General features: G+C 38.5%; 8 protein-coding genes. 2 read left to right on the top strand and 6 right to left on the bottom strand.

Annotated elements, in window-relative coordinates; all coding sequences use genetic code 11:
* Position 1: 1 nt before the first annotated feature.
* From BQ7394_RS06550 to BQ7394_RS06575, 6 genes are all read right to left on the bottom strand, one after another.
* Positions 2–1,732, bottom strand: coding sequence for an ATP-binding cassette domain-containing protein (locus BQ7394_RS06550; protein ID WP_075556632.1), 1,731 nt, complete (start codon positions 1,730–1,732; stop codon positions 2–4).
* A 1-nt stretch (position 1,733) separates the two neighbouring features.
* The gene (locus BQ7394_RS06555; protein ID WP_075556633.1) at positions 1,734–2,921 is read right to left on the bottom strand and encodes an O-antigen ligase family protein; all 1,188 of its coding nucleotides are present in this window, start codon (positions 2,919–2,921) and stop codon (positions 1,734–1,736) included.
* The gene (locus BQ7394_RS06560) at positions 2,918–3,958 is read right to left on the bottom strand and encodes a glycosyltransferase family 4 protein (RefSeq protein WP_075556634.1); all 1,041 of its coding nucleotides are present in this window, start codon (positions 3,956–3,958) and stop codon (positions 2,918–2,920) included. The genes BQ7394_RS06555 and BQ7394_RS06560 overlap by 4 nt, the downstream gene beginning before the upstream one ends.
* 2 nt (positions 3,959–3,960) lie before the next feature.
* Positions 3,961–5,145 (bottom strand): MraY family glycosyltransferase, encoded by a 1,185-nt coding sequence (locus BQ7394_RS06565; protein ID WP_075556635.1) that lies wholly within the window; start codon positions 5,143–5,145, stop codon positions 3,961–3,963.
* 632 nt (positions 5,146–5,777) lie between these two features.
* Positions 5,778–6,731 carry a tyrosine-type recombinase/integrase gene (locus tag BQ7394_RS06570; protein ID WP_075556636.1) on the bottom strand — a complete coding sequence of 318 codons (954 nt, stop codon included), beginning with the start codon at positions 6,729–6,731 and terminating at the stop codon, positions 5,778–5,780.
* A 159-nt stretch (positions 6,732–6,890) separates the two neighbouring features.
* Entirely contained in the window at positions 6,891–7,379 is a 489-nt protein-coding gene (locus tag BQ7394_RS06575) for a Dps family protein (RefSeq protein WP_048318171.1), read from the bottom strand.
* Positions 7,380–7,841: 462 nt separating this feature from the next.
* On the opposite strand from BQ7394_RS06575, the gene BQ7394_RS25375 reads away from it, so the two are divergent.
* On the top strand, positions 7,842–12,209 hold the full coding sequence (locus BQ7394_RS25375) for a T9SS type A sorting domain-containing protein (RefSeq protein ID WP_082211687.1): 4,368 nt from the start codon (positions 7,842–7,844) through the stop codon (positions 12,207–12,209).
* A gap of 12 nt (positions 12,210–12,221) precedes the next feature.
* Complete coding sequence (locus tag BQ7394_RS06585; RefSeq protein ID WP_075556637.1) at positions 12,222–13,310, top strand: outer membrane beta-barrel protein; 1,089 nt, start codon at positions 12,222–12,224, stop codon at positions 13,308–13,310.
* Positions 13,311–13,371: the final 61 nt, after the last annotated feature.

The raw sequence follows: 13,371 nt of genomic DNA on the forward strand, positions 1-13,371 counted from the left end.
TTTATTTTTCATGTTGTTGTATATTACATATATCCACAATCCTGCGACATACAGCCAACGATTCCGGGCGATGGGAAATGACCAGCAGCGTAAGTCCCGGACATTCTTCCGACAGTCGGATAATCGAATCGTTGATAAGATGTTCGGTCGTTTCGTCCAAAGAGGAGGTCGCTTCGTCAAACATCAGTATCTCAGCCTTTTTATATAAAGCACGGGCTATCCCCAGACGCTGACGCTGACCTCCGGACAGCAGACTGCCACCTTCACCCACCAGAGTAAAAACACCTTTTGGAAGCGTTGCTACAAAGCGATCCAGCGAAGCCAAACGCAACACATGTTTTATCCGTTCCATATCCGGATATTTGTCGATTCCCATAACGATGTTATCGAGCAACGTGCCTTCTATCATAAATAATTGTTGTGATACATATCCGATTTTATTTCGCCAGGATGCCAGCTTCCCGGACGACAGTTCAATTCCATCGATATAAATTCCCCCGGAATCCGGCTTCAGGAAGCCTAATATCAAATGAAACAAGGTAGATTTTCCACAACCGGATTCTCCCCGGAAACCGACGAAATCTCCTTTATGAATATCCAGAGAATAATTATTAAATATCTGTTTTTCTTTGTCATAAGAAAAACAAAGATGACGAATTGATAGCGATTCTTTGAACTCCACAGGATACTGTCCTACTGTTTCTACCGCCAACTGCTCCGATTCGAGAACGGACAATATATCGAATGCAAACGAATTTCCTCTCATCTGGAATATGTATCCTGTACTTTTAACAATACCGGGCAGTACCCTGTAAACAGCAATGGCAAATACGCCTACGATCAGACCTAACGCCGGAAGTTCAAACAATTGGGTAGCCACAATCAAAACAACAACGGAACTGACAATGGCTATTTCCAACACTTTCTGCAAAGAACTATTCAACAAAAAATTACGAACAGACAAACTGTTCTGCTCTTTTAACAAACCGGTAAATCGTTCCAGGCTCTGCGGAAAAGTATTACTCATTTCCATATCCGTAAATCCTATAAATGTTTGTTGCAATAACTTCCCTTTTTGAGGAGCCAGCAAGTAAAGTCTTTTACCGTATTCTTTTATTCGGGTACGGGAACAACGATAATAGGTCAATGTTATCGGAACGAAAGTCAATATTATCAATAGAAAAACATAGGCATTAAACGAAATCAATCCGATCAGGATAGAAAGCATAACAAATATTTCGCATGCCAATTGTGAAAAAGGGACAAAATAACCCTGAATCAAATTAGCGGCAATACCATTTACCTGATTAATCAATTTATGACTGTTATTCTGCTTGATAAACAAATATCCTTTTGAATAATAACAGCAATACAACCGGATAGAGAGGTAAGAAGAGATGGAGAACAATCGCTGATTTTGTTTGTATAGCAGCCAGGTCGATAAGCATACGCGAACGATTGAAAATAACAAAACAAACATACAAATAAAAAATATAAAAGACCGGGGACTCCCAAGATCCATCCAATTGTAAAGCAAAGACATATAACGATTTTCCAATACCATTTTTTCATTCAGAACCAGTAACAAGACCGGTAATAAAACTCCGGTACCTAATAAATCCAATATGGCCATTAGAAAAACAGATATACAGACTCCCCATAAACGCAACCGGTAGGTATGGGGTAACAACTTATACAAACGCTTTACTTCTAAAGGTATCAACGATTTCATATCAACTTATTTTATTTGTAATCCTGTCACACTCAGACAACAACAACCATAGAAAAAAACAGAGATAACCACCTGCCGAAATCAGATATCCTTCGAAATAGAGATGAAAAAAAAACAAAAACAATAATGCTCCCAGAAAATATCCGTTTAGTCCTATCGTTTCTCTTCTGAACAATAGATATAAAGTATGCGTATATGGAATAAAAAATGACAAGAATCCAACCACTCCCATCGAAGACAACAAAAAAAGCCATCCGCTTCCCGGTTCTACCGTACCACTTTCCTCATTTACTTTACTCTTAGTTGTTATATACTCCATATTCACTGTTGCAAACCCAACGCCAAAAACCGGAAAAGCCTTGAATTCTCTCATGCGGTCATCCCATAAATTATCTCGCGAACTTGTCAGGCTTCCTGATTTTTTGCTGGATGTCATCTTATCCCGTAATCGTTCCGTATAAGGCCACCAAATAGCAGAAGTCAAAACAGCCAGACACAGAACAGTAAAAAAAATCCTCCATAATCTTGTTAGATGATGACGATAAATCCGGGTATAAAAAAAAGCGACCCCCAGCATACTACTAGCTAATGCAGAACGAGAACCTGCCAATAACAAGACAACAGCCGACAGAAGTACCATCGCAATCTCCTTATACCGGCTTCCCGGACCAGACTGTAAATAATACCGGTATAAACTATATATAAGAGAAATACCGCTTAATGGCCCCAACAACATCGACTGATTAGTTACTCCTTTAAAGCCACTATACCCATGTACAAAATCCAAACGAAACAGCCAGCCTAAAAATGAAGCCAATACAATCCATCTGATCAGAACTAGCGTATACGTAAAAGCTAAACGCCTCCATTCGGTTAAAAAAGGACTAACCACCAAAGGCCCCACAGCCAGAATTAAAGATAGAAAGGCTACGAAGCGAAACCATACATTAAAAAAAACCGGAATATCGTTGACCCAAATCGAAATGAGAGCTGCCAATAAAAAAAGAAAGTATTTATATGATATAGCCAGGCTTCCACGTAGCATAAGCCATACGAAGATACTGATAAAACCACTATAATAAACGGCATTAGGTAAGGATGGTAAAAAAGGAATCACCTTCGTCAGAGTTATCAGAAGGACATAGGGTAACAAAGCATACGCTATAAAATCCAAACGATCCGTCCTCATTCCAATATCGATAAAAGAGTATTTGCAACCATAGTCGGAGTTATTTGATTCGATAATTCCCTGCTAATTTTTCCCATTTCCAACCATTCCGACTCCTGCAGAGAGATAAATTTCCCTATTGCCTGACCAATAGATTTCCTGTTTCCCGGTTTAAATAAAAATCCGTTCTCTCCATTTTTTACAAAACAACTTACAGCTCCACAACGTTCGGAAGCAAGTATCGGCAATCCCGCACAGGCAGCCTCATGGATCACCAAAGCCCAAGGTTCAAATACCGATGGTAAAATAAATGCACCGGATTGTTCGAGCTCTATCATCAATTCCTTCTGAGGCATAAAACTCTTTATCTCTACATCCGGATAGCCTTGCAGCTTCGCGTATTCCGGTCCATTACCTATCAGGGTTAATGTCCATCCCTTACGATCCGGTATCGATTGCCAGGCTTTCAATAAAAAAATAAGTCCTTTTTCTTTCGCAAACCGACCGATATATAATAAACGCCGGGGATATTTTCTTTCGCGGATCTCTGTATCCACCTGATGAAACAAATTCACATCCGCAGATAAATTATGCATCAATATCTGTTTGGGTTGAAAACCTAATTTTAAAGCATACACAACCTGTGGGGCACCCGAAACAAACAGATGGCTGAACCATTTCTGATGACGAAAAGAAGCAGTTAAAACATTTAGCCATTGTTTTCCTCCTCGCCATTGTGTATCGCTACCGGCAACCACCGGAATATGATAATCATTACGTACCCGAGCACAGACTTCATTATATATAGGATCTACCCAACCTGATGTCCAGATCAAATCGGGATGTATCTTTTTTACAAATGTATAGAGATGGTCGGCATTCCAGAATGTAGAACGATTGTAATAAGTAATTCCTTTTTCTATTGGAGGATAATAGGACGTTTTTTTATTTTCATCCCATAGAACAACATGGACTCTACAACCATTTTCCACCAAAGCCTTTAAAACAATAACATTGTAAGGCATCAACTCCGTATATAAAACTAAAATCGCATGCATTTTTATTTTGTTATTTTAAAATCAAAGGCTTTTGCTTCTGCACTTTTCCTTTGTTTTATTTTTACGTTCAACAGATAATTCATCAGAATGGCCAGCAGGATATTGATAATCAATACCATGTTCAGGTCCATCATTTGAGTGAATTTAAGATTCACAAACAGCATGATTATCATATAACTTATTAACAATAAGGTTGATTGTAAATGGGTTAATCCTGCTGCCAGACATTTATGATGAATATGATTGCGGTCGGCCAGAAACAACGGATGATGTTGATAATAACGGACTATCATCACACGCAAAGCGTCGAAAACCGGAATAAAAAGAAGAGATAACGGAATGACCAGGCAGCACTTATTCATTCCATGCTCCGGTATATACATTGCGTATTTAATGGCAAAAAACGATAATAAATATCCGATAGACAAGGAACCGGTGTCACCCATGAACAGTTTTGTTCCATGTTTGGCTGATCCCCAGATATTATAATACATAAACGGGAGCAAACATCCCACAAAAGCAAATGCCAACATAGAATATATCCACTCCTGCTTAAGAATATATAATATACCGAATGCCAAAAAAGAGATTAAACCACCTCCGGCAGCCAAGCCGTCTATACCATCGATCAGATTTATCGCATTCGTTATAAAAACAACCATCACTATCGTAAACGGAACTCCTATCAATGGAGAAATTTCATATATACCGAACAGACCATACATATTGTTTATATATAACCCCGACAAAGGGAACAGAAAAGCGACTAAAAACTGCGCCAGAAATTTCTTACGGTAACGGACTCCCACCAAATCGTCTTTTACTCCTACAAAATATAAAAACAGACTGCCTGCTACCAGAAACAATAATTCCAGCAACGTATATCCTGTCAAAGATGAATTAAAAGGAAAATCGATCAGAAAACGAAAAGCCGTTGAAAACGACAAAGCGATCAGTACAGACGGGATAAAAACCAAACCGCCTAAACGTGAAATAGCTCCCGAATGACTTTTACGTGCATTCGGATCATCATACAAGGATTTCCGTTTGGATATAAGAATTATGCGGGGAAGCACAAATAACGAGAACATAAAAGACAAGAAAAAACAAAGTGAAATGATGATTTCTGCTTTTGTCACTTCCCCCTTTATTGGAAGTAAAACTACTGACATTGAATTAGTTGACATTTCTTTATGATTTAGTTTTTTGCATAACAATGTTCGTCAGTCCCATTTATATAGATGACATACTAGTGTGTTTCCGTTTGACCCTTATTTATAGAATAAGGGTCATTGAGTATAAACCACTATATATCAGGATATATACAGCAACTAATTAAAGGTAAAAAGAATAAATAGACATATTTTTTATCCGGTTGGAGGTAAAAACTAATTCTGAAACAACTCACTTTATAAGAAATAAAAAGGAGATAAGAACCAAAATGATATAGTAGTGTTTATTTAGTAAAATAATATTTCAAAATCCCGAATTCGTTAAATAAACGTCAAAAGAAGAGCTTTTGATTATTTTGTTGTTCTGCTAAGGTCAGTTAATGATTTTTTTAGCGGCAGACATTGATTTTTATAACATATTCATTTATAGCTATTTCAACATCACTTTTTCATGAAAATAAACGGACTTGTTATAATTTTAATCTTTTTTAAGACGCAAAATTTCTTCCGACTAAAGTTTTATCGATTTAATTTTTTTACTTTTGCCCTGTCTTAGATTTTCAAGCCTTTTGTGGTATAGGGATAGATTTATAAATGATTTTTCACCACTAGTTTTAAGGCAATGACCCTTATTCTATAAATAAGCGTCAATTTCTAAATTGATTTTCTTCAATCCATTTTTCTACAAAGCCAATGATTTTCAAATTAATCCGATCAATCACCGATTGATCCAGATTACTCAGATAAAAACGAGTCGTTTTCTCTGAAGTATGTCCCAAAGCCTGCCCTATTACTGCCACTGATGCGGATTTCTCTTTTGCACACATTGCCCAGGAATGACGGGCTACATACGAAGTCAGCTTTACAGGATTAGAAAGTTTGTCACCAATAGCTCCTAAACGACGGTTGTAGGTACGCAACGCCACTTTATAAGATTCATAAGATGCATCTTCCGATTTCAATATAGGGAATAACAATACAGAATTTTCTTCCATATATTTATCAAGTAAACGACGCATTCCCGCAGTAATCGTCACACGAATCTCTGTTTTAGTTTTGACACGATAATAAACCAATACATTCCCATGTAGATTCTTACGGGTCAGATGGGCCAGATCGACAAAAGCCATCCCGCAAGCCATAAAGCTAAACAGAAACAGGTCGCGTGCAAAACCCAGGCGTTTATTACCTTTCAAATTCATTTGTGTCATTTCCTTTATCACATTCATCCCTACTGAACGTTTATAAGATGGAACCGGTCGTAAACGTAGCTTTTGAAAAGGATTTTCCTTTGGAACAATTAAATTTTCAGATACTGCACTATTATATACAGTCCTGAGTATACTGGTATAGTTACTTATCGAATTACGACTCAGGCATAAGGATTGCAGATAATCGACAAAATCATTTACTAGTTGGGTATTCACCTTCTTTAAATTCAATTTACGTTGACCGAGAAATAATGCAAACTGGTTACGGGTTGCCTTGTATAAGCCGGCAGTTCCCTTTTTACCGGATGCATATTTATCTTTTTCAAGATAATCCATATAACTCAACACTCCTTTATGAGTTGTCTTTTCTTTCTTTCGCATTGTTTCCATAACATTGATTTTTTAATAAGATAATTAGTAACAAAAATAAAAGAATTGTGGTTCTCATAAAAGTTAAAACGGTTGATATACAAAACAAAAGAGGATACCTCACGGTATCCTCTTCCCTAACGCAACGAATGAATTATTAATACTTATACTTATTTCTCATTACTTCTTGCAATCGCAAGTGGAATAAGCTACTAACATCCAAACTAATTTTTCCTGTTCTTTCAGATAATCGCTCATCAACGCTACTGTAGCTTCATCACCGGCTTCTGATGCAAGTGAAAGAAGTTTACGCTCTTCGGCGATAAATTGTCCGTAAGTATTCAGGATATTTTCCAGCGCTTCATCACCACAAGAAACACCTGATACTTCTTTTACTCTTGCTACTTTCAGATATTCACTGAATTTATTTACCGGTACACCTCCTAACATCAGGATGCGTTCTGCCAGTTCGTCTACCTTTTCGGCTGCATCGTCATACATTTCTTCAAATTTACTGTGAAGGACAAAGAAACCATGTCCCTTAATGTTCCAATGGAATCCGCGAAGGTTTGTATAGAATACCTGATAGTCGGCTAATAACTGCTGTAATGCTTCTACTACTTTGTTTGCTGCTGATGCATCTAAATGCAAATAATCTAATGTTTTCATAATTCTTATTTTTTATATGTTATACGTTTTTATTTTTCTTGTACTGCAAAGATACAGCATATGTAACTATCTGTCAAACAGATAATTTTTATATATTAATAGATTCTATCTATCAAACTTCCAGCAGAGTAATAAAAAACCTCTATTCAAACATTGAATAGTTCAAAAATTTCAATAAAGAATAAGAGTATTTATTCCTCTTTTTAAAAAAAATTAAATAATACAAGAATTTCAAAAGTGTTTATTCTTTAGACACAAAGTAGCATTATTTCACATAGCCTTTGAAGTTTCAAGCCTGGATTATTTGTATACATATCAATCATTTATGTTTACATTACGATCACATCGGATTTACCAAACAATAAATTTCATAATCTGCGTTAATCACTACTTTAACATTTGTGCGCAAAAAAAGTTTAATATACATTTGAGATAAATTACTATACCACTAATTTTTTTAACATGATACGAAAGAACTTTATTTTATTACTGCTACTTCATCTAGCAGGGGTACTTTTTGCACAATTATCAATTATCCCCAACGGCTCACCTTCAATACCGGAGGGGAACAACGTCAATTTGGGAAGCCACTTCAGTACTAGTGGAGGAACTCCTACCAAATGGACTTTAGACGGCAAAGAAATTACTTTAAACAGTGTTACTCTATCTTACAAAGATGATGGGAAATTATTGCAATGTTTCGACGGAACAGTATCCAGCAATCTGGTACCGATCAAAGTGATCGGAAAACCGACTATTACAAGCTTGACAGGCATGCCAAGTGGAATTCTAAACGAAGGAGATCAAATCACATTGACCGTAGAATTCAAAGCGAATGGTTCTACAGGACATACCTACAAGTGGTATATCGGTAGCCAAGAGATAGCCGGTCAAACAAGTGCGACATTGAATTATACATTCAAAAAAGAAGATCACGGCAAGACAATCAAGGTTGCTATTAAAGCTGCAGAAATAGCGGAAGCCACTGAAGCATCTACAGGTGTAACTTTTGACGGAACAATGGTGACGGACAAAAATCCTGCGCTACCGGCTGGGGCAAAACTGGATAATACGACATTTCCTGTGACAGTTGGAAAAGCCGTTAACGAACCTACGATTAATTATAATGGAACACAAAATTATTTTATAACTCAAGACGAACAATATACAAATGGTGCTGAACATACAGTTACTTATAATGGACAAGGATATACTTGTACTATTGAACGAGTAACTGCGACTAGTTATGGCTTTGGTTCAAACATTGCAAATGCTGCCCGCATTCCATCTAAGCTTCTACAACCTAACTATACTATCTTTTTTGATTCAGGAATATATGTACCAACAGAAAACACAGGAGAATCTTCATTTTATAAAGATGGATTAAAACTTATTGGAACAGGTAATAAAAATATTGAATCAGAAGCGACAATAATAGGTCCCAATTATGCATTTTGGAATGGTGTATATAGTAAAAACAAAGGTCACATTAAATATAAATTTCTAGCGAATACAGTTGTTGAAAACATCGTATTTGACGGAGGAAATATGCCATTTTGGGGACATGTAACCAAACAAGATAATGGATCAACCAATTCCGGATCCAATCAGAAAAACAACTACTATTTTATTACAATCAATTCTTTCGACAATATTATTCTAAAAGATATCATATTCAGAAATATTGGAGATGGTACTTCGAGTTCACACTCTGTCTTAAATCTGGTAGAAGGTTTTGATAAAATTGCAGACGATAATAGAAATCCTAATTATAAAAGATATTACATAAATCTTACAATAGAAAGTGGTCAATTATATCGTAATTACGCCCCTATTAATATAAACCTAGGCGATGGACATTATTTTAAAAATCTTAAAATAAACAACATAGGGGACTTTGCATATTATATATCCATAACAGGTTCTAGTTCTCATGCCAATAAAAATCCAGGAAGTAGAAATATTGTATTTGACGGAAAATTAGACCTGCCAGAAGGGAAAAAAATACGCTTATGGAAATACAGTAGTACTGGAATATCTTTTCCTAATGATTATAAATACCTGGAACTCCGTGCTAAGCCTAATGCCAATAGCAGTTCATATTATGATGTTATTGTATCAAAAGAACTAGCAAATCCTCCGGTTGCATCTCCTTCTGCTTATAACAATGACCCTGTATATATGGATGCGTCGACAGGAGCATATCTTGTATTTAATTCAATGAGCGATCCGTTTAAAAACTTAAATACCTTATTTGCCGGAGCTGCTAAAGATAGTTGTACATTGCCGGAACCTAAGCTTATTAAATTAATAAGTAAGGATAATCAGGTAGGCGGTTTCACTATTCCGAATTATTTCAGCCAAAAACAAACAAACATTGTTGCTGTAAATTCCGTAGAAGATCCGATCATCCAACGAGCCGAAGGTAGTTTGATTAAGTACAATGGAAGTAAGATTAATCTACCGGCAACCAACCCGGAATATATAAGATTACACAATATCGATTTCTCCGACGAATATTCGATCTATGATGCGATTGAAGATGATGGAAATAATGTTACAAACTCCAATTACGGAAGTTTCTACAATTGTAAATTCAAAGCACCTAAACCGGGTGATCCGTTGATTGTAGAGGGAGATTTGGAAAAACTTCAATGGTCGGTATCTAAAACGACTAATGAACTGTATGAATTTAACGATGTAGAAACTAACAGTACTACAACGGTAATGGAAGGAACACCGGTCTATGTACAAATCCGTCCGGTAAATCTTAATAGTATCGATTATGATACCTGGGCGATTGAATATGTAGCCACTCCGGCAGATTTCCATAATCCTATGAGTGAATCCATATCCAAAACAGTACGTTATGATTTCAACAAAGGAGAAGCTCACACGTTACCTGGAACTTATTATTATAATGTAACAAAGCTAATCCTCTACAAGGATGGAACAGAAGTTGCCAACTATAATTATCGCAATGCATCTTGCACACACACAGTTGTTATCCAAGCGAAGCCGGAAATAAAAACCCCAGCATTGCAATGGTCTGTTTCCACCGTTACCCACGAGTTGCCTTATTTTAAAGATGTGAACGACCAGACTACGACATCCGTGAATTACGGTACTCCTGTCTTTGTACAGATTCGTCCGGTTGGATATGATGGTGTCACTTTCGAACGTTGGGATATCGAATACTCGGTAACTCCGGTAGAGCATTATTACGGAATGAATCCGATTATCAAGACAGAACGTCATAGCTTCAACAACAAAGAAGCTCATACTGAAAAGGGAACTTATATTTATACAGTAACCAAACTGACATTATATGACCTGTATGGTAACCAGATAATTGAAACATACGATTATAATGATTCTCCGTACAAACATACAATCGTGATCGGTGACGGTGAAGGCCCAGGTCCGGGACCAGGCGGATCGTTACAATGGTCGGTATCTACCGCTTCCAATAAGCTTGAAGACTTCCGGGATGTGGACAATCTGACTACAACCGCTGTTATCAAAGGAACACCGGTATATGTACAGATCCGTCCGGTTGGTTTCAACAATGTGACCTACGATAGTTGGGAAATTGAATACACTGCTACTCCTGTCGGTTATCACTATCCGCTGGAAGAAGCGGTTCCAAAAACAGTTCGTTATACCTTCAACAAGGGTGAAGCGCATACGTTAGTCGGAACCTATGTTTATACGGTAAACAAACTGACACTCTACAACGGAGGAAGTATCGCAACAGAACAATATTATACCCAACCGGCATATATCCACACGATCATCATCCGCGACGGAGGACTGATCGGCCTGGGTAAAATCGCTCCTTATTGTAGCGTAGAAGGTGAATTCAGAATACCTGTTCAATTGCTCGACCCGGACAATATCCTCGAATACTCTGTCCGTTTCTCCGATGAAGCCCTCAATGCCGGCTTCAAGGATACGGAATACAGAGACGTAACTCCGAATTACCTTACAGTTCCTGTTAATAATATCATTGCAAAAGGTATCTATACAGGAAATGTGTATGTACGTAAGAAGAGCGATCCGGGTCTGGTAGAACTTCATCCGTTTGAGATCGAAGTAATGCAGACAACTATGATCACCCGCCAGCCTCAATCGATAAATGTCTGTGATGGCGACGCCTTCACGTTATCGGTCGAAGCTATCGGTATTAACCTGAGCTACCAGTGGTTCTTCAACGAAGAGGCTATACCGGGTGCGACTTCCGACAGCTACACGGCAGCATTGACTCCGGATAAGGAAGGAATCTATTATGTAGACGTATACGGTGACTGCGGAATGGAGAGCAGCCGCACGGTGACGGTTAGCAAAAATGGATTGCGTATCCTGGTGAAATGGAACGAATTCCTCTACATCACCAATCAGGATAACGAATTTGTACGCTTCCAGTGGTATAAGGATGGACAGAAGATCGACAAAAACGGAACTTCTATCTATTATTCCGTACCGGAAGGATTGCTGGGTACCTACTTCATACAGGCATATCGTGCCGATGATACATACGTGGTAAGCTGTCCGATCACATTCGAGACACTGACACAGTTCCAGAGTACCCGTGTTTATCCGACGATGGTCAACAAGAACACACCGATCACAATCCAGACAGGAACACCGGATGAAACTCCTGAATCGGCTGTTGTAGAGGTATACAACCTGAACGGACAGATCGTGAACAGACTGGAGATGAAGACATGGGAAACTACCCTGTCTACCGATATGGCCTCAGGAAGCTATATCGTCAAAGTTACGACCGAATCCGGAAGAACAACAACTCACAAAATTATTATCAAATAAAAGAACCTGAATATGATCAAGATGATTTCCAATATAAGAAAAACAGTTTTATTACTTGCCACCGGCTGCCTGGTCAGCACCGTTTCCGCTCAGCAGGGAACGGGGGGCAGAGAACGTAGCCAGTATAACAACAACCAGCAGCAACAGCGTCAGCAGCAGCGTGAATATCGTGAAGAACAACGCGATACAACAAAGACTAAAACGTCCTACCTCACCATCTCCGGCGGTGTGGGTTCCTCTTCCTTACGCTATGATCTGAATTATCAAATCGAGGGCTTTCAGGAAAAAGGTAACCGCGACAATAAACTCGGTTATGAAGTCGATATCCGTTACAGTTACTTTTTCAATCCCCACTGGGGCGTTGCTACCGGCGTAGGTATCTCCCGTTATGCAACCGTAGGCAGGCTAAGAGGCGATATGTCGGACGACAAATATATGAAGCTGGGCAACATGATAGATGACGATGACTTCTCCGGTCACCCGCGTGAGTTCGAACTGCGTGCCCGACTGAAAGGCCTGGAAGAAAAGCAAACAGCTTTTCTTCTGGATATACCTTTGATGGCAATGTATCAAACGCGTTTCGGCGAAGAAGAAAACTGGGGAATGTATGCCGGGCTGGGTGTTAAACTACAAATCCCTGTCCAGACAAAATACAAAGTACAGAGCAACACAGCCAGTGAACTGAATGTATCGGGATATTACCCACATATCCCGTCTGATGTAGGTTCTCCCTCCGAGTCACCGGTACCTCACCATGGATTCGGCACGATCAATGATCCAGGTAGCCAACTCGACTGGAGCGGCAAGAACAAACTGAAGCTGGGCGTAGCAGGAACGGCTGAATTAGGTTTCCTGATATCATTGAACGAAGACAAAGATATCGACTTGCTATTGGGTGGCTATATCGATTACGGTTTTACCAACATGAAAAAGAAAAAAGACCAGGGATTACTCTCCTCTCCTGCTTCTTATCATCCGGAAGGGAATAAGATCGTTGGACAAGGTATTCCTTACAACGGCATGTTGAATTCGAATGTAACCGATAAGGTGAAAGTGATGTCGTTCGGTGTAAAACTAGGGTTACGGTTCAAGCTGAATTGATAATTCCGGTTTGCACGCAATAAGCGTGTTATACCTATCCCCGTAAAGGAAAAGGTAGTTA

This window comes from Parabacteroides timonensis (genome assembly GCF_900128505.1).
GTDB classification, from domain to species: Bacteria; Bacteroidota; Bacteroidia; order Bacteroidales; family Tannerellaceae; genus Parabacteroides; species Parabacteroides timonensis.